Annotated in this window: 14 protein-coding genes; 4 read left to right on the top strand and 10 right to left on the bottom strand. The window is 72.4% G+C overall.

Going from position 1 to position 18,122, the window contains the following annotated elements; genetic code table 11:
* Positions 1-167: 167 nt before the first annotated feature.
* The 4 genes from ABZ659_RS00745 to ABZ659_RS00730 form a co-directional block, all read right to left on the bottom strand.
* Complete coding sequence (locus ABZ659_RS00745; protein WP_360211994.1) at positions 168-2,621, bottom strand: [protein-PII] uridylyltransferase; 2,454 nt, start codon at positions 2,619-2,621, stop codon at positions 168-170.
* A 23-nt stretch (positions 2,622-2,644) separates the two neighbouring features.
* On the bottom strand, positions 2,645-2,983 hold the full coding sequence (locus ABZ659_RS00740; protein ID WP_003997576.1) for a P-II family nitrogen regulator: 339 nt from the start codon (positions 2,981-2,983) through the stop codon (positions 2,645-2,647).
* Positions 2,980-4,263 (bottom strand): ammonium transporter, encoded by a 1,284-nt coding sequence (locus ABZ659_RS00735; protein ID WP_360211991.1) that lies wholly within the window; start codon positions 4,261-4,263, stop codon positions 2,980-2,982. The genes ABZ659_RS00740 and ABZ659_RS00735 overlap by 4 nt, the downstream gene beginning before the upstream one ends.
* A gap of 344 nt (positions 4,264-4,607) precedes the next feature.
* Positions 4,608-6,083, bottom strand: a complete 1,476-nt coding sequence (locus tag ABZ659_RS00730) for a hypothetical protein (RefSeq protein WP_360212282.1) — start codon at positions 6,081-6,083, stop codon at positions 4,608-4,610.
* A 462-nt stretch (positions 6,084-6,545) separates the two neighbouring features.
* Here ABZ659_RS00730 and ABZ659_RS00725 point away from each other — a divergent pair, with 462 nt between their 5' ends.
* Positions 6,546-7,208, top strand: coding sequence for a bifunctional DNA primase/polymerase (locus ABZ659_RS00725; RefSeq protein WP_360211989.1), 663 nt, complete (start codon positions 6,546-6,548; stop codon positions 7,206-7,208).
* Between the two features lie 83 nt (positions 7,209-7,291).
* Here ABZ659_RS00725 and ftsY read toward each other — a convergent pair whose 3' ends face one another.
* Positions 7,292-8,497, bottom strand: a complete 1,206-nt coding sequence (gene ftsY / locus ABZ659_RS00720; RefSeq protein WP_360211987.1) for a signal recognition particle-docking protein FtsY — start codon at positions 8,495-8,497, stop codon at positions 7,292-7,294.
* 206 nt (positions 8,498-8,703) lie between these two features.
* On the opposite strand from ftsY, the gene ABZ659_RS00715 reads away from it, so the two are divergent.
* Entirely contained in the window at positions 8,704-8,853 is a 150-nt protein-coding gene (locus ABZ659_RS00715; RefSeq protein WP_360211985.1) for a hypothetical protein, read from the top strand.
* A 78-nt stretch (positions 8,854-8,931) separates the two neighbouring features.
* On the opposite strand, the gene ABZ659_RS00710 is transcribed toward ABZ659_RS00715, so the two are convergent.
* From ABZ659_RS00710 to ABZ659_RS00695, 4 genes are all read right to left on the bottom strand, one after another.
* A complete protein-coding gene (locus ABZ659_RS00710) occupies positions 8,932-10,350 on the bottom strand; it encodes a sugar porter family MFS transporter (RefSeq protein WP_360211983.1) in 1,419 nt (472 codons plus the stop codon).
* Positions 10,351-10,586: 236 nt separating this feature from the next.
* Positions 10,587-14,180, bottom strand: coding sequence for a chromosome segregation protein SMC (smc, locus tag ABZ659_RS00705; protein WP_360211981.1), 3,594 nt, complete (start codon positions 14,178-14,180; stop codon positions 10,587-10,589).
* A gap of 227 nt (positions 14,181-14,407) precedes the next feature.
* Positions 14,408-14,611, bottom strand: coding sequence for a hypothetical protein (locus ABZ659_RS00700; protein WP_360211979.1), 204 nt, complete (start codon positions 14,609-14,611; stop codon positions 14,408-14,410).
* 379 nt (positions 14,612-14,990) lie between these two features.
* A complete protein-coding gene (locus tag ABZ659_RS00695; protein ID WP_360211977.1) occupies positions 14,991-15,272 on the bottom strand; it encodes an acylphosphatase in 282 nt (93 codons plus the stop codon).
* A 185-nt stretch (positions 15,273-15,457) separates the two neighbouring features.
* Here ABZ659_RS00695 and ABZ659_RS00690 point away from each other — a divergent pair, with 185 nt between their 5' ends.
* Positions 15,458-16,819 carry a CAP domain-containing protein gene (locus tag ABZ659_RS00690; protein WP_360211975.1) on the top strand — a complete coding sequence of 454 codons (1,362 nt, stop codon included), beginning with the start codon at positions 15,458-15,460 and terminating at the stop codon, positions 16,817-16,819.
* A 30-nt stretch (positions 16,820-16,849) separates the two neighbouring features.
* Positions 16,850-17,251, top strand: coding sequence for a helix-turn-helix domain-containing protein (locus ABZ659_RS00685; protein WP_360211973.1), 402 nt, complete (start codon positions 16,850-16,852; stop codon positions 17,249-17,251).
* Here ABZ659_RS00685 and mutM read toward each other — a convergent pair.
* The gene (gene mutM / locus ABZ659_RS00680) at positions 17,224-18,084 is read right to left on the bottom strand and encodes a bifunctional DNA-formamidopyrimidine glycosylase/DNA-(apurinic or apyrimidinic site) lyase (RefSeq protein WP_360211971.1); all 861 of its coding nucleotides are present in this window, start codon (positions 18,082-18,084) and stop codon (positions 17,224-17,226) included. The two genes, ABZ659_RS00685 and mutM, sit on opposite strands and share 28 nt — an antisense overlap.
* Positions 18,085-18,122: the final 38 nt, after the last annotated feature.

The raw sequence follows: 18,122 nt of genomic DNA, 5'->3' as shown, positions 1-18,122 counted from the left end.
CGGCTCCGCAAGCAAATCGTCCCCGCCTGCCGTGTCCGGCGGACGGGGACGCATCCCCGCGTGGGCGGGGAGCAGGCGTTGACCACCTTCGGCACCTGCTGAGCGGGAGGGCAGTCCCCGCACGGGCGAGGAGCACGTCAGGCACACGCACACCCCTGACCTCGCGGTCATGCCCGCAGTGTCTGCTCCAGCTTCCGTGCCACCGTGGCCGCCTCCTCGCCCGGCAGGGGCGTGCCCTGGGGCCCCGTGACGTAGAACGCGTCCACCGCGTTCGCGCCCAGGGTGCTGACGTGTGCGCTGCGGACGCGTACCGCCGCGTCCTCCAGGGCCCGCCCGATGCGGAACAGCAGGCCCGGGGCGTCCTGGGCGCGGACCTCGATGACCGTGGCGAGGCGGGAGGCGGTCGGGTGGACGGTGACCCGCGCGGGCGGGGCGACGACGCCCCGGCGCCGCGGGTAGGCCGCGTCCCGTTCGGCGAGCCGCCCGGCGATGTCCAGGGAGCCGTCCAGGGCGCGGACGAGGTCGGCGCGGAGCCGGGCGGCCTGGGGCAGGGAGCCATACTCGGCGGCGACCCGCCAGTCCAGCAGGAGGACGGAGCCGTCGACGCCGTCCGGCAGGTCGAGGGCGCGCAGCTCCGCGGTGCGGACGGTGAGCCGGTGCATGGCGAGCACCCCGGCCACGGCGGGCAGCACGCCCGACTGGTCGGGTACGGCGATCAGCAGCTCGACGCCGAGGGGCTCGGGTTCGCCGGACGCGGTCGGCTGCTCGTCCGTCGGCGGTTCGGTCTGCGCGCGCAGCGCGAGCACGGGTCCCCCGGTGGCGACGGCCTCAAGGGCGAGCCGTTCCTGCTCGGCGGTGGGCTCGCCGGCCTCGGGTTCGGCCGGGTCGTCCCCGGCGAGCACGGCGGCGACGCGTTTGACCAGGTCGGCGACGAGTGAGCCGCGCCAGGAGGACCAGGCGGCGGGGCCGGTGGCGAGGGCGTCGGCCTCGGTGAGGGCGTGCAGCAGCTCCAGCGTGGACGGGGTGCCGACGGCCTCGGCGACGGACCGCACGGTGGCGGGGTCCTCCAGGTCGCGGCGGGTGGCGGTGTCGATGAGGAGCAGGTGGTGGCGGACCAGCGTGGCCAGCGCGGTGACGTCCTCGCGGTCGAAGCCGATCCGGGTGGCGACGTCCCTGGCGATGATCTCCCCGGCGACGGAGTGGTCGCCGGGCCAGCCCTTGCCGATGTCGTGCAGCAGCGCGGCGACGAGGAGCAGGTCGGGGCGGCTGACGCGGCGGGTGAACTCGGAGGCGCGGACGGCGGTCTCGATGAGGTGCCGGTCGACGGTCCAGATGTGGACGGCGTTGCGCTGCGGTCGGCAGCGCACCCGCTCCCAGTCGGGGAGAAGCTGGGTGATCAGCCCTTCCGCTTCCAGTGCCTCCCAGACCTCGACGGTGGGCCGCCCGGAGCCGAGCAGGGTGACGAGTTGTTCCCGGGCCTCGGCGGGCCACGGGGTGGGCAGGGGGCGCACGGTGGCGGCGAGGCGGCGTACGGCGTGCAGGGAGAGCGGGAGTCCGGCCTGCGCGGCGGCGGCCGCGGCGCGCAGCGGCAGCACGGGGTCGCGGTCGGGTCGCGCGGCGCGGGCGAGCACCACCTCGCCGTCCTGTTCGACGACGCCCTCGGCGAGCGGTGAGCGGTCCGCGACGGGTTTGCCGCCGCCCCACATGGCGCGCAGCCGGGGCCGTACGGCGCGCGAGCGCAGGACGCGGCCCACTTCCCGCCAGGTGACGTCGCTGGCGTAGGAGATGACGCGGGCGGCTTCGTAGACCTGGCGGAGCAGGGTGTCGGCGTCCAGGAGCCCCAGTTCGGCGGCGACCTGGTCCTGTTCCTGGAGGGCGAGCCGGTCGGTGGCGCGTCCGGTGGCCAGGTGGAGGGCGTCGCGGACGTCGAGGAGGCGGCGGCGGGCGTCGTCGAGGCCCCCGCGGGGGGCGTCGGCGAGCCAGGAGGCGGCGACGGCGCGCAGGGCGGTGGCGTCGCGCAGTCCGCCGCGGGCTTCCTTGAGGTCGGGTTCGAGGAGGTACTGCAACTCGCCCTGCCGCTCGGCGCGCTCGGCGCAGAGTTCCTGGAGTTCGGGGAGGCGTCTGGGTGCCTGGTTGCGCCAGTCGGCGAGGACGGCGGTGCGCAGTCCGGTGGTGAGGCCGAGGTCTCCGGCGAGGTGGCGGGCGTCCAGGAGGCCGAGCTGGACCTTCAGGTCCTCGCCCGCGGTCCTGCGGGCCTCGGCGGGGGTGCGCACGGAGTGGTCGAGGGTGAGGCCGAGGTCCCAGACGGGGTACCAGAGGCGGTCGGCGAGGGCGGCGACGGCCTTGCTGTCGGCGCCGTCGTGCAGCAGGAGGAGGTCGAGGTCGCTGCGGGGCGACAGCTCGCCGCGGCCGTAGCCGCCGACGGCGACCAGGGAGACGCCGCGCAGCCCCTCGGCGGCGGTGGTGAACAGGCTGGTCAGCCAGGCGTCGGTCAGTTCGGAGAGGGCGGTACGGCGCGGCGGCCCGGACCGCGCCCCCTCGGTGAGGAGGCGCAGCCGGGCCGCCGCGTAGCCGCTGGGTCCCGAGTCCTCTGCTTCGTTGCGCACGTCCGTACCCGTCACCCAGCGACTCCTGTTCTCGCGTGTCAGAGCGCGTCCGGGCCGCGCTCACCGGTCCGGACCCGTACGGCCGTCTCGACCGGGAGGGACCAGACCTTCCCGTCACCGATCTTGCCGGTGCGGGCGGCCTTGACGATGACGTCGATCAGCTGCTCGGCGTCGTCGTCCTCGGCCAGCACCTCGATGCGGATCTTGGGCACCAGGTCGACGGTGTACTCGGCACCGCGGTAGACCTCGGTGTGGCCTCGCTGTCGACCGTAACCGCTGGCTTCGGTGACCGTCAGTCCGTGGACTCCGAAGGCCTGAAGGGCCTCCTTGATCTCGTCGAGCCGGTGGGGCTTGACGACGGCGGTGATGAGCTTCATGCCTCAACCTTCTTGCTCTGGGCAGCGTTGCTGCTCGGGGCGGACGCCGTGGCGGCGGAGATGTGCGAGGCGGCGGCGCTGCTGAAGTCGTACGCGGTCTCGGCGTGGGCGCTCTGGTCGATGCCGGTGACCTCGTCGTCCTCGGCGGCCCGGAAGCCGATCGTCTTCTGGATGGCGAAGGCGAGGACGTAGGTGACGACGAAGGTGTAGCCCATGACCGAGAAGGCGCCGATGGCCTGCGACAGGAACTGGTCCCCGCCGCCGGTGCCGTCGATGGCGAGGAAGCCGACCATCAGGGTGCCGAGGACACCGCCGACCAGGTGAACGCCGACGACGTCGAGGGAGTCGTCGTAGCCCAGCTTGTACTTGAGGCTGACCGCCCAGGAGCAGACGGCGCCGGCGACGACGCCGATGAGCAGCGCGCCGAAGATGTTGACGTTGCCGCCGGAGGGCGTGATGGCGACCAGACCGGCGACCGCGCCGGAGCAGGCGCCCAGCGTGGTGAAGGCGCCGTGCCGGATGCGCTCGTAGATCAGCCAGCCGAGCATGGCGGCGCCGGTGGCGACCTGGGTGTTGATGGCCATCTGGGCGGTGACGCCGTCGACGCCCAGCTCGGATCCGGCGTTGAAGCCGAACCAGCCGAACCACAGCAGGGCGGTGCCGAGCAGGACCAGCGGGAGGTTGTGCGGGCGCATCGGGTCCTTCTTGAAGCCGACGCGCTTGCCGACGACGAGGACCGCGGCGAGGGCGGCGATACCGGCGTTGATGTGGACCGCCGTACCGCCGGCGAAGTCGATCACTGCCGGGTCGAGCTGGGAGAGCCAGCCGCCGCCCCAGACCCAGTGGGCGACCGGGAAGTAGACCACGGTGACCCAGACGCCGATGAAGATCATCCAGGCGCCGAACTTGACCCGGTCGGCGAGCGCGCCGCTGATGAGGGCCGCGGTGATGACCGCGAACAGCATCTGGAAGAGCGAGAACGCGAAGACCGAGATGTCGTTGCCGGTGAAGCTCTCCATCGTGGAGTCGGCGTCGACGCCCTTCAGCCCGATCATGTCGAGGTTGCCGACGAAGCCGCCGGAGTCACCGCTGAAGGTGAGGGAGTGTCCGTAGAGCACCCACAGCACGCTGACGAGGCCCAGCGAGATGAAGGACATCATCAGCATGTTGAGGACGCTCTTGGACCGGACCATGCCGCCGTAGAAGAGCGCCAGGCCGGGCGTCATCACCATGACGAGCGCCGCGCTGATCAATACGAATCCGGTATCTGTGCCGTTCAATGCCGGTATCTCCTCGTCTTGGATACGGCCCCGTGCGGGCGAAGCCTGAGCGGACTGCGGGGGGCGGGCCGGTTATGCGGCACGAGATTGGCGCAGCGCCGTTTCGATGGAGGCCACGCGTTGTTTCGCGGGCGTGACAAGGGCGCCTGACGTGTTACGCGTCGATGAACTGCCTGATGTCCGGCAGTCGGATCGTTATCGTGGCGCAACCTTCCCCGCGGGGCCGCGGCGCGGCGGCGGGCAAGCGGAAACCGGCCGCGGGCGGCCTTCCGATGACCTGGCGCGGGGGGAGCCGAGTCGGGCAGTTCGGGAAGGCCGGCCGCGGCCGGGGTCTGGTGGCGGTGTCAGACCGCCTCGGCGGTCTCGGGCAGCTCCACGGCGAGTCTCGCGGTGAGGTCGACGACCTCGGCGAGATCACCGAAGTCGCGGACGGCGGTGTCGACGGTCTTCCGGATACGCGTGTTCACCCGCTCGGAACGCACCTTCTTGGCCACGCGCATGGCCCGCTCGGCGTAGACCGCGCTCTCCTCCGGTTCCCGCTGGAGCAGGTGCACGCTGGCCACGCCGACGAGGTTGAGCGCATACGACCGCTGGTGCTCGCCGTCCTCGGCGAACAGCTCCACGGCGCGCCGCATCAGCGGCTCGGCGAGGGAGGCGTAGGCGGGGCTGCGACCGGCGACATAGGCGAGGTCGCGGAAGGAGTGGCTGTTCTCGCCGTACAGCTCTGCCTCGGAGAAGAAGCGGATCCAGTCGGGTTCGGGGGCGTCCCACTCGTCGGCGTCGGCGAAGGTGTCCTCGGCCATCCGGACCGCGCGCTTGCACTTGCTGGGCTGGCCCATGTTGGCGTAGGCGCGGGCCTCCATCGCATACAGCATCGCCTGGGTGCGCGGGCTGGCGCATTCCCGGCTGCCGTACTGGGCGAGGTGGATCAGTTCGAGGGCGTCGTCGGGCCGTCCGAGGTGGATCATCTGGCGGCTCATGCTGGACAGCACGTAGGAGCCGAGGGGGCGGTCACCGGCCTCCTTGGCGGCGTGCAGGGCGAGGACGAAGTACTTCTGGGCGGTGGGCTGGAGCCCGATGTCGTAGCTCATCCACCCGGCGAGTTCGGCGAGTTCGGCGGCGACCTTGAAGAGCCTGCGGGTGGTGGCCTCGGGCTGGGGCTCCTGGAGGAGGTCGGTGACCTCGTGCAGCTGGCCCACGACGGCCTTGCGGCGCAGGCCGCCGCCGCACTGGGCGTCCCACTGGCGGAACATCACCGTGGTGGACTCCAGCAGGTCCAGCTCGGGTTTGGAGAGCCGCCCGCGCGCGCGGCTGGTGGGCACCGGCTCGGCGTCGGGGCGGCGCGGGGAGAGCGGCGCGGGGACGAGCCAGCGCTGCATGGGCTCGATGAGGGACGGGCCCGCGGACAGCACCAGCGACGTCCCGAGGAAGCCGCGCCGCGCCAGCATCAGGTCGCTGCGCGAGAACTCGCTGAGCAGGGCCACTGTCTGCGGGCCCGTCCACGGCAGGTCCACGCCGGTCGCCGACGGGGTGGGGCGGGCGGCGCGCAGGCCGAGGTCCTCGATGGAGACGACGCAGCCGAACCGCTCGGAGAACAGCTCGGACAGGATCCTGGGGATCGGCTCGCGCGGGTTCTCGCCGTCCAGCCAGCGGCGTACGCGTGAGGTGTCGGTGGAGATGTGGTTGGCGCCCAACTGGCGCGCCCTGCGGTTGACCTGACGGGCCAGCTCACCCTTGGACCAGCCGCTGCGCACGAACCATGAGCCCAGCAGCTCGTTCGGGCGCTTGTCAGCGTTCGCGCCGCCGCCGTTGCCGCCCACTGGCACGCCCCCCATCCCCTTGTCGACCGCCTGTCGCCGAATGCGCCAAGCCCTATCAGAATGCCCGTCAAACCATTCGCCCGTATGGCACTTGCCACACTTCGAACGGGGAGCCGACTTGCCTCCGGCATACCCGGACGAGCATGTGCCACCAGGGTCCGTGTACTCAAAGTAATCCTACGATCACCCATCCAGCCATGGCGAACGCCGAATCGCCACCATTCGCCACCCCATCGAATGAACTCCTCGTGACCTGCTCGCGATTCACTTGACACAGGACGGCGGGGAGCGGGCGGAGCGGAGCGCGGTGGGGCGGGCACGGCCGAGCACACACCCCGGAGTGCTTCGACGCGCCGCATGGATCGGCCGCCTGGTTCGACCGCCAGCGGGAAGGCGGGAACGCGGCGTCACGTTCCGCGTCCGTCTCGTAACCACCGGTGCGTCGGACCCGTTGGAGGGGGCATGGGCTTCACGATCGGCAGCAGTCGGGGCATCCGCGACATCCGGTCCACCACTCGCCGCCGCGGCCGCACCTCGGAGTACACGGCCGTCGCGGAGTACACGGGGCTGTGGGGATGGGACGTGGCGCCGGGCGCCAGGGCAGCCGCGGGCGTCTGCTCCTGTGGCCGCCCCGACTGCCGCGCGCCGGGCGCACACCCCCTGGAGTTCGCCCCCGAGGTGCCCGCCGGTGCCACCCTGGACGAGGTGGCGGAGGCCTGGGGCGACACCCCGGGCGCCGCGGTGATGCTGCCGGTCGGCCGGGCGTTCGACGTCATCGAGGTCGCCGAGCCCGCCGGGCGGCGCGCGCTGGTCCGCCTGGAGCGCATGGGCCTGCCGCTGGGCCCGGTGACCGCCACGCCCGAGGGCCGCGCCCAGTTCCTGGTCGCCCCCGGCGCCGCCGCCGAGCTGCCCGCGCTGCTGTACCGCATGGGCTGGGACGACCCGGCCCTCGACCTGCGCGCCCTGGGCGCCGGTACGCACATCACCGCCCCGCCCTCCGACCGCGCGGGCCTCGGCCCGGTGCGCTGGCTGCGCCCGCCCGGGCTGGACTCGGCGACCAGGCCCCCGGCGGCGCGACTGCTGCTGGGCACGCTGGCGTACGTGGCCCACCGGTCCCGGGCGTAGCCCCGGGTACGACGAGGTGCCCGCCCCCTTCTCCGTCGGGGGGCGGGCGCCTCGTCGTACCGGGTTGGCGCGTGTCCGGTCGGTCAGTCTCCGATCAGGGCGTCCACGAACGCCTCCGGCTCGAACGGCGCGAGGTCGTCCGCGCCCTCCCCGAGCCCGACCAGCTTGACCGGCACGCCCAGCTCGCGCTGGACGGCGACGACGATGCCGCCCTTGGCGGTGCCGTCCAGCTTGGTCAGGACGATGCCGGTGATGTCGACGACCTCCGCGAAGACACGGGCCTGGACGAGGCCGTTCTGGCCGGTGGTGGCGTCCAGGACGAGCAGCACCTCGTCCAGCGGGGCGTGCTTCTCGACGACGCGCTTGACCTTGCCCAGCTCGTCCATGAGGCCGGTCTTGGTGTGCAGCCGTCCGGCGGTGTCGATGAGCACCACGTCGGTGCCCGTCTCCTTGCCCTCCTTGACCGCGTCGAAGGCGACGGAGGCGGGGTCGCCCGCCTCCGGGCCGCGCACGGTGTGGGCGCCGACCCGCTCGCCCCAGGTCTGGAGCTGGTCGGCGGCGGCGGCGCGGAAGGTGTCGGCGGCGCCGAGGACGACGGTGCGGCCGTCGGCGACCAGGACCCGGGCGAGCTTGCCGGTGGTGGTGGTCTTGCCGGTGCCGTTGACGCCGACGACCATCACGATGCCGGGCTTGCGGCCCTCGGGCTCGGTCTTCACGGTGCGGTCGAGGTCGGGGCCGACGAGGGTCAGCAGCTCCTCGCGCAGCAGGCCGCGCAGCTCCTGCGGGGTGCGGGTGCCGAGCACCTTCACCCGCTCACGCAGCCGTTCGACCAGTTCCTGGGTGGGCTGCACACCGACGTCGGCGGTGAGCAGGGTGTCCTCGACCTCCTCCCAGGTCTCCTCGTCGAGGTGCTCGCGGGAGAGCAGCGTGAGCAGGCCCTTGCCGAGGGCGTTCTGCGAGCGGGAGAGACGGGCGCGGAGGCGGATCAGCCGCCCCGCGGTGGGCTCCGGTACCTCGATGACGGGTACCGGCAGCTCTTCGACGGGGGGTTCCTCCACCGTGACGGGCGTGCCGCCGGGGAGGTCCACCTCCTCTATGGTGCGGCGCGGTTCCTCACGCGGCGTCTCGGCCTCGTCGCCGACGTGCGGCTCGGCCGGAGGTGCGGTGAGGTCGGGGGTCGTGGGCGGCGGCGGGGGCAGGGCCTTCTTCCGCCGGGTGCCGACGACGAGCCCGCCGATCGCGCCGAGCACGACCACGGCGATGACTACAGCAAGGATGACGATGTCCATAACGCGTCCAGTATCAGCCATGGCACCCGGCCGGACCCAGCTTGTGGGTTCCTCCAAGCGACACGGGTCGCGCGCCTGGCCACCTGACGTACCGTCAGGTACGGCCCCGCGCGCACGGCGCACACCACTCGCCGCCGAAGGGAACCCCATGCCCGTCACGACGGTGTCCACTCGGCGGTGCGGTCGGGGAGCCGCGCACGGAGGGCGTGTACCGGGTGCTCACGCCGGACGAGTGCGTCACGAGCGGGGGCGACCACCTCGTACCGCACCCGCTGTGCGGCGGGCTGCCGGTGGCGGAGGGGTGGCGCGGCCCGCGCCTGTTCCGCGACGGCGTACTGCCCCGGACCAGCGGGTGATCCGGGGCAGTAGCCCTTACGGGGTCGAGGAGAGGGGCAGCGGGGACTTGGCCCTTCTCCTCGGGCTCGGGGGGCCGGTCAGCCCATCTCCTCCAGGCGCTTGCCCTTCGTCTCCTTGACGAACTTCAGGACGAACGGGATGGAGAGCGCGGCGAAGACCGTGTAGACGACGTAGGTGGCGGACAGGTTCCAGTCGGCCAGCGACGGGAAGCTCGCGGTGATGGCCCAGTTGGCGATCCACTGCGCGGCGGCGGCGACGCCGAGCGCGGCGGCGCGGATCCGGTTGGGGAACATCTCGCCGAGCATGACCCAGACGACCACGCCCCAGCTCAGGGCGAAGAAGAGCACGAAGACGTGGGCGGCGACCAGGGCGACCCAGCCCTGGGTGGCGGGGAGCTGGCCGTCGACCAGGTCGGAGGAGAACGCCCACGCCTCCAGCGCGAGGCCGATCACCATGCCGACCGACCCGATGATGGCCAGCGGGCGGCGGCCGATCCGGTCGACGAAGATCATCGCGATCACGGTGCCGACGATGTTGATGATCGACGTGGTGAAGGAGTAGAAGAACGAGTCCGACGGGTCGACGCCGACCGACTGCCACAGGGTGGCGGAGTAGTAGAACGCGACGTTGATGCCGACGAACTGCTGGAAGACCGACAGGCCGATGCCGACCCAGACGATCGGCTTGAAGAAGAAGCTGCCGCCGAGCAGGTCCCGGAAGCTGGAGCGGGTCTCGCTCCTCATGCCCTGCTCGATCTCGGCGACGCGGGCGTCCAGGTCGACGTCCCGGCCCTCCACCTCGGCGAGGATCTCCCGGGCGCGTTCGCGCCTGCCGACGGAGAGCAGGTAGCGGGGGGACTCGGGGATGGCGAAGGAGAGCAGCCCGTACAGGACGGCCGGGACGACCATGACGCCGAGCATCACCTGCCAGGCCTCCAGGCCCAGCAGCTCGCCGCGCTGGTCGCCGTCGGCGGCGTTCAGGATGCCCCAGTTGACCAGCTGCGAGACGGCGATGCCGACCACGATCGCCGCCTGCTGGAAGGAACCGAGACGGCCGCGGTAGGCGGGCGGGGCGACCTCGGCGATGTAGGCGGGGCCGATCACGGAGGCCATGCCGATGGCGAAGCCGCCGACGACCCGCCAGAAGGCCAGGTCCCACAGCGCGAACGGCAGCGCGGAGCCGACGGCGCTGACGGTGAACAGCACGGCGGCGATCTGCATACAGCGGATCCGGCCGATGCGGTCGGCGATCCGGCCCGCGGTGGCGGCGCCGATCGCGCAGCCGATCAGGGCGATGGCGATGACCTGCGCCAACACCGCGGACCCGACGTCGTAGCGGCCCCGGATGGCCTCGACGGCACCGTTGATCACGGAGCTGTCGTAGCCGAAGAGGAAACCGCCCATCGCGGCCGCCGCCGCGATGAAGATGACATGCCCGAGGTGATCGGGCGGAGCCGTCCCGGCTCCTGACTTGGCTGCCTGCGCAGTGCTGGTCACGTGTACTCCTCGGGCCGCCCGGCGTCACTGCCGGGCGTGGGGATCGGCCCTTCGAGGCACTTGGTCCTGAAGGTAAAATCAACGTTTCAGAGACTATGCCTTCACGTTCCGAAGTCAATAGGGCCTGTTGGATCAGGTTTTAGATGGAGGGCAGGTTTATGAGTTCAAGACTTGAAGTGAACGGCTCTATCGTCAGACAAAACGCAGGTCGCGGTACGTGGAGAGCGCACGGGCTTCTAGCGCAGCCGCTGGCTGATGACCTTCGACACACCGTCGCCCTGCATGGAGACGCCGTAGAGGGCGTCCGCGACCTCCATCGTCCGCTTCTGGTGGGTGATGACGATGAGCTGTGAGGCTTCCTGGAGCTCCTGCATGATCCGGATCAGCCGCTGGAGGTTGGTGTCGTCGAGCGCCGCCTCGACCTCGTCCATGACGTAGAACGGGCTGGGCCGCGCCTTGAAGATCGACACCAGCAGCGCGACGGCGGTCAGCGACCGCTCCCCTCCGGACAGCAGCGACAGCCGCTTGACCTTCTTGCCCGGGGGCCGGGCCTCGACGTCGACACCGGTGGTGAGCATGTTGTCCGGGTCGGTCAGCAGCAGCCGCCCCTCACCGCCCGGGAACAGCCTGCTGAAGACGCCCTCGAACTCGCGCGCGGTGTCCCGGTACGCCTCCGTGAAGACCTGCTCGACCCGCTCGTCCACCTCCTTGACGACCTGGAGCAGGTCCGCGCGGGTCTTCTTCAGGTCCTCCAGCTGCTCACTGAGAAACTTGTGCCGCTCCTCCAGCGCCGCGAACTCCTCCAACGCCAGCGGGTTGACCTTGCCGAGCTGCTGGTACGCCCGCTCCGCCGCCCTCAGCCGCTTCTCCTGCTCGGCCCGCGCGAACGGACGGGGCCGGTTGCGCGGGTGCTCCGGGTCCTCGGGCAGTTCCTCGCCCTCCGCGGGGGGCGAGGGGGGTACGGGCTGGTGCGGTCCGTACTCGGAAACGAGCCCCGCCGGTTCCACACCGAGTTCCTCCAGCGCCTTGGTCTCCAGCTGCTCGATCCGCAGCCGCTTCTCGGCGCCGAGTACCTCCCCCCGGTGGACCGAATCCGTCAACTTGTCGAGTTCCGCCTTCAGGTCCCGCCCCTCGGCACGGGCCTGGGCCAGCTCGCGCTCCCGCAGCGCCTTCGCCGCCTCGGCCGCCGTCCGCTCCCGCTCGGCCCGCGCGAGGGACACCTCGACGTGCGCGAGCAGCTGCCGGGCACCGGAGGCGACGGCCCCCGCGACGGCCGCCTCGTGCCGCAGCCGGGCCCGCCGCTGCTCGGCACGCGCGCGTGCCTCACGTTCCGCGCGGGCGGCCCGGTCGAGCGAGTCGGCCCGTCCGGCGAGCCCCTTCACCCGCTCCTCGTGCGTACGGACCTGGAGGCGGGCCTCCATCTCGGTCTGCCGCGCGTTGGCGCCGTCGGCCGCGAGCCGGTCCCGCACCGAGGTGTCCGGCTCCTCCTCCACCGGCATCTCCTCGGCGACGGCGAGCCGCTCGGCCAGCACCTCGACATCCTCGATCGCCTTGTCGAGGGCCTCCTGCGCCCGCGCGGCGGCGGCCACGGCACGCTCGGCCTCCCCGGCCGCGCCCCTGGCCTGTCCGGCGAGCCGCCCGAGCCGCTGGGCTACGGAGGACTTCTCCCGGTCGGCGGCGCGGCGCCGGTCGGCCAGCTCCTCGACGACCGTGGCGGCGTCCGCGCGCCGCCGCTGCGCCGCGCGCTGGGCCTCGGCCAGCTCCTCGCACCGTACGGCCAGCTCCGCCAGCTCGGCGGCGGCCTCGTCGACGGACGCCTGGACCTCCAGCAGGCTGGGGGCGCCCGCGGAGCCGCCGTGCGCGTAGTGGGCGCCGAGGAGGTCGCCTTCGGCGGTGACGGCGGTGAGGTGGGGGTGGGTGTAGACGAGGGTCTCGGCGTCTTCGAGGGTGTCGACCACGACTGTCCCGTGGAGCAGCCGCCGCACGGCGGGCACCAGGTCCACGGGGGCTCGGACGAAGTCCGCCGCGGGGGGTGCCCCGGTGGGATGGGGGACGGCTGCGCGTTCGTCGGGGCTGGGCGCGCGGTGCCCCGCGCCCCCTAGGTCGGCCGGTGTGCCCGTGAGGAGGAGGGTCGCCCGGCCCGCGTCCTGCTTGCGGAGGAGGCGGATGGCGTCCGCCGCCGCGGACGGGGAGGTGACCGCCAGGGCGTCCGCCGCCGCGCCGAGGGCCGCCGCGAGCGGGATCTCGTAGCCCGGGGTGATGGTGAGCAGCTCGGCCGCCGGGCCCAGCAGACCGGAGAGACGATCCCGCGCGGACAGGAGGGCACCGGTACCGTCCTTGCGGCGCAGGCCCAGGGCCAGGGCGTCGTGGCGGGCCTGGGTCGCGGCACGCGCGCGTTCCGCCGCGGTGGCCGCCTCGCGGGCGGCGGAGAGGGCGGCCTCCGCCTCGGTGAGCGCCTCCTTGGCGGTGCGGTGCCGCTCGGCCAGATCCGCGTCGTCGGCGTCGAGGCCGTCGACCTCGGCCTTGAGGGTCTCGTACTCCTCCTGCGCGGCGACGGCGCGCTGCTGGGCCTCGTCACGGGCGGCGGCCAGCCGGTCGATCTCGGCCTGGGCGGAGGCGGCGCGGGAGCGGGCGGCGCCGACCTGGCCGTTGAGCCGGGCCAGTCCCTCGCGGCGGTCCGCGATGGCGCGGGCGGCGTCCCGCAACCGCCGCTCCTCCGCGGCGAGCTCGCGCTCCAGTTCGGCACGGTGGGACACCGTGTCGTCCAGCGCCCGCTGCGCCGCCTCCAGGGCGGCCTCCAGCTCGGCCTCCTGCTCGCGGACGCGGGCGGCCTCGCGCTCCAGGTCCTCGGGGTCACGGCCGCGCCGCTCGTCGGGCGGGGCGGAGGTGGCGCTCTTCACGCGCGCGTCGGCCAGCGAGACCGTACCGCGCACCCGCTCGGCGAGCTGGGACAGCTCGTACCAGGTCTGCTGGGCGCGCTGGAGGCGCGGGGCGAGCCGCCGTACCTCGTCCTCCAGGAGGGCCTCGCGCTGGAGGGCCTTCTTCAGCTCCTGCTCGGCGGCCTCCTTGCGCTCCTTCAGCGCGGCCTCGTCGGCGATCTCCGTCTGGAGCGCCTCCCGCAGCCGTACGAGGTCGTCGGCGAGGAGGCGCAGGCGGGCGTCGCGCAGGTCGGCCTGGATGACGGCGGCCCGGCGGGCGACCGCGGCCTGGCGGCCCAGGGGCTTGAGCTGGCGGCGCAGTTCGTCGGTGAGGTCCTGCACGCGCGCGAGGTTGGCCCGCATGGCGTCGAGCTTGCGGAGCGCCTTCTCCTTGCGCTTGCGGTGCTTGAGGACGCCCGCGGCCTCCTCGATGAAGGCGCGGCGGCCCATGGGGTCGGCGTGCAGCACGGAGTCGAGCTGGCCCTGGCCGACGATGACGTGCATCTCGCGGCCGATGCCGGAGTCGGAGAGCAGTTCCTGGATGTCCAGCAGGCGGCAGGTGTCGCCGTTGATCTGGTACTCGCTGCCGCCGTTGCGGAACATGATCCGCGTGATGGTGACCTCGGCGTACTCGATGGGCAGCGCCCCGTCGGAGTTGTCGATGGTCAGCGACACCTCGGCACGGCCGAGCGGCGGGCGGCCGGTCGTCCCGGCGAAGATGACGTCCTCCATCTTGCCGCCGCGCAGCGACTTGGCGCCCTGCTCGCCCATGACCCAGCTGAGCGCGTCCACGACGTTGGACTTGCCCGAGCCGTTCGGTCCGACGACACACGTGATGCCCGGTTCGAACCGGAGTGTGGTCGCCGAGGCGAACGACTTGAACCCTCGGAGGGTCAGGGCCTTGAGGTGCACGCCGCTGGACTTTACCTTCCGGGGTTGTCTCACTCCATGAACCCGCGGTTTCGCCCTCGGAGTCGCAGGGCAGACCAAAAGTTAAACAGGGTGAAAGGATGCGCGGGTCAAGGAGACCGGGGCTGGGGCAAGAAAGAAGGGACGCCGAAGCGTCCCTTGCCGTTTCTGACAACTGAGCGGTTGATTACGGGCGGCCCAACCACTGCTGTCGTGTGTGATTGCAGTGATCAGGTGAGCGCAGGCTCCGCCTGGTGTGCGTCAACGCTCTCCATGAACCTGTCGTGAGAAGCGGCAGCCGTCAGGGCGTCGTTCTCCGCCTGGATCCGTCCGAGCTCGGATTCCAGGTCCTGGACGCGCTGCTGCAGCCGTCGCATCTCGGCGAGGAGTCGCGGGTCGGAGCCGCCGACGTAACCGAGAAGCGCCTTTGCCATGATGGATGGTCCTCCACAATGAGTGACCGACCGAAGCGGTGTGGGTCGTGAGGGATTCGCACCCGCGGTGCTTGGCACTGTTGAGTTGTGCTGCCGTTCAACCATGCCAAACAGCTAAGGTGCGCGGGGCTTTCAGCGTCTCACCAAAAAGTTTGACGGTCAACACGATCACGCCCCGTATCGGCGGGCGAACCGGGGGCACGCGGCCGTCGAACGGCGGCGCTGCGACTCCTGCGGGGCCCTGGGGCGTGGCGATCATCTTGACGCCCACGGCCCGGCCGCGCAAGCGGTTGTCGGCAACCACCAGCGGTTTTCTTGAGGCGGGGGCACGCAGGGCCCACTCCGGCGGTCCGGTGAGGGCGTGCCGGGCGGTCGTGGGTCAGCGGATCGCGAAGCCGTCGTAGCCGCCGCGGGGTGTGTCCCAGATCTCGGTGACCCCGTCCACGCGACCGGGCGTGTCGCCCTCCCGGAGCCAGTCGAGGAGGGTTTCGCAGCCCTTGCGCGGGCCCTCGGCGACCACCTGGACCCGACCGTCCGCCAAATTGAGAGCAAAGCCACTCAGGCCGCCGACCTCCAGCGCCTTGGCCCGCGTGAACCAGCGGAAACCCACACCCTGGACGCTTCCCCGTACCCAGGCCACCAGCCGTACATCCTCGCTCATGGGTGCAACCTAACCGGCCAATGTCTCTTGGAGCACTTCCTCATCCCGCGCCATGCGGTACCGTCCCCACCCAATGAATCTCATATGAAACTCACTCGATCGTGTGAGATGTGAGTGTGAGTTGTGAGTGAGCCTGGTGGGCCGTGGGGGGACGCGCCGACCGCAAGGACGAGGAAGGCCAGGACATGGGACGCCACCGACGCATCGCCGCCGGCCGCGCCGCCACGGGCCGCGCCGGGGAGGTCGCACCACCGCACGGCTCGTCCACGCGGGAGTACGACCCGCGCGATCCCCACGCCGCCGGGTACGGCATGACGGGGATCGCCCCCTACCTCAACCCCGAGGCGTACGCCGACGCCCACGCCCGCAGCGAGGCGTACCTCTTCGCGCCGGACGCGTACACGACGGACGGCGGCGGCTACCCGGGCACCACGGAGACCGTGGGCTTCCCGGCCGCCGGGCACCGGGCCGACGCGTACCAGGCCGACGGTTACCGGGCTGGCGGGTACCCGGCCGGTGGACGCCGGGGCAGCGGGCCCGCGCCCGACCGGTTCACGGCCGACGCCTTCGCAGCCGACGCGCTCGCGTCCCACGACTTCGCCTCCGGCGACTCCACCCCCGGCGACTTCGGCGCCGACGACTACACCACGACCACCGCGTTCGGCTCCGACGGGTTCACGCCCGACGAGGGCGCCCGGCGCGCCGGGACCCACCGGCGCCGTAAGAAGAAGGCCGGGGCACCGGTCCGCAACGGCCTGCTCGGGGTCTCCGCCGCGGTCGCCCTCGGCACCGTCGCGGTCGCCACCGGCGTGATCCCCGGCACCGAGAACTACCAGCTCGGCGGTGGCGGCGGAGACAAGGTGCAGTCCGCCGACACCCCGGGCAACAGCGCGAGCCAGCAGGGCGGCGCCTCCGGCAGCGCCGAGAGCCCCGAGGGCACCGCCACGAGCCCCGGCGGCCAGCGTCCGGGCTCCGCCTCCGGCGACGCGTCCGACTCCGCCAAGCCGTCCCCCTCGACGTCGTCGGCCGCGCCGACGAAGACCCCGTCGAAGGAGAAGGAGCCCGAGGCCACCCCGTCGAAGACCGCGGAGCCGAAGCCGGTGACCCCGCCGTCCAACGCGGCGACCCGGACCCCGGAGCAGCCCAGCGCCCCGGTGACGGTCTCCCGGGAGGAGGCCGCCGAGGCCGAGGTGCTCAAGCTCGTCAACCAGGAGCGGGCCCAGGCCGGTTGCAGCCCGGTCGCCGCGAACAGCGCGCTCGCCTCGCTGGCGGGCGCCTTCAGCGCCGACATGGCCGCCCGGGACTTCTTCGACCACACCGACCCCGGCGGCGCCACCCCGTGGGACCGCGCGGAGGCGGCGGGCATAGCCGACCTCGGCGGCGAGAACATAGCCCGCGGCCAGGCCGACGCCGCTGCGGTCATGGACGCCTGGATGAACAGCCCCGGCCACCGCGCCAACATCCTGAACTGCGACTTCACCACGCTGGGCGTGGGCGTCCAGTTCGGCGAGGGCGGACCGTGGTGGACGCAGAACTTCGGCTACTAGGGCACCGTCGGGCTCCCGTACGCTGGGGGCATGACCACCACGCCGGAGCGCACCGCGGAGCAGGAGCTTGCGTATGACGTGTTCTCGCGGGCCTGTCCCTCGCGCGGGACGCTGGAGCATGTGACCGGGCGCTGGGGCGCGCTCACGCTGGGCGCGTTGTACGAGGGGTCGTTCCGGTTCAACGCGTTGCGGCGGCGGGTCGACGGGGTCAGCGAGAAGATGCTGTCGCAGACGCTGCACGCGCTGGAGCGCGACGGACTGGTGCGCCGTGAGGCGCAGCCCACGAACCCGCCGCGGGTGGACTACGAACTCACCCCGCTCGGCCGGGGCGTGGCCGAGCGGCTGACGGCGCTCATCGAGTTCGTGGAGGGCCGGATGGACGACGTCCTCGCGGCCCGCGGCCGTTACGACGAGACGCGCGGCGGGCGCTGACAGCGCGGGCAGTAGTAGCTGGAGCGGTTCATCCAGGGGCGGCGGCGCATCGGCGTACCGCAGCGGCGGCAGGGTTCTCCCTCACGGCCGTAGGCGTCCAGGGAGCGGTCGAAGTAGCCGGACTCGCCGTTGACGTTGACGTAGAGGCTGTCGAAGCTGGTGCCGCCGACCGCGAGGGCCGCGTTCATCACGTCCCTGACGTGGCCGAGGAGTTCCCGGGTGCGGGGGCGGGTGAAGGTCGACGTCGGACGGTCGTAGTGGAGGCGGGCGCGCCACAACGCCTCGTCGGCGTAGATGTTGCCGACGCCGCTGATCAGGGACTGGTCGAGCAGGGCGCGTTTGATGGTGCTGCGCTTGCGGCGCAGGGCCTCGTGGAAGGCGTCCTCGTCGAAGCGCGGGTCGAGCGGGTCGCGGGCGATGTGCGCGATGACGTCGGGCAGGCCGTCCGGGGTGTTGTCGTGGAGTGACAGGCCGCCGAAGGTGCGCTGGTCGACGAAGCGGAGTTCGGTGCCGAGGGCGTCGGCGAAGCGGACGCGGATGCGCAGGTGCTTCTCGTCGGGCGCCGTGTGCGGCTGCACCAGGAGTTGGCCGCTCATGCCGAGGTGGGCGAGGACGGACTGGTCGGTGTCCTCCAGCGGCAGCCACAGGTACTTGCCGCGGCGGCGCGGGGTGCCGATCCGGTGCCCCTTGAGGCGGTGCGCGAAGTCGTCTGCCCCCGCGGTGTGGCGGCGTACCGCGCGCGGGTGCAGCACCTCGACGTCGGCGACGGTGCGGTGGGCGGCCCACCGGTCCAGGCCTCGGCGTACGACCTCGACCTCCGGCAACTCGGGCATGGCGCTCTCCGAAGAACGGTGGTGGCGATGAGCTGAGC

It is taken from the genome of Streptomyces sp. NPDC006997, assembly GCF_040635175.1.
Lineage (GTDB): Bacteria > Actinomycetota > Actinomycetes > Streptomycetales > Streptomycetaceae > Streptomyces.
Note: the sequence above shows the minus strand (reverse complement) of the source record. Positions and strands in the feature narration are given on the sequence as shown.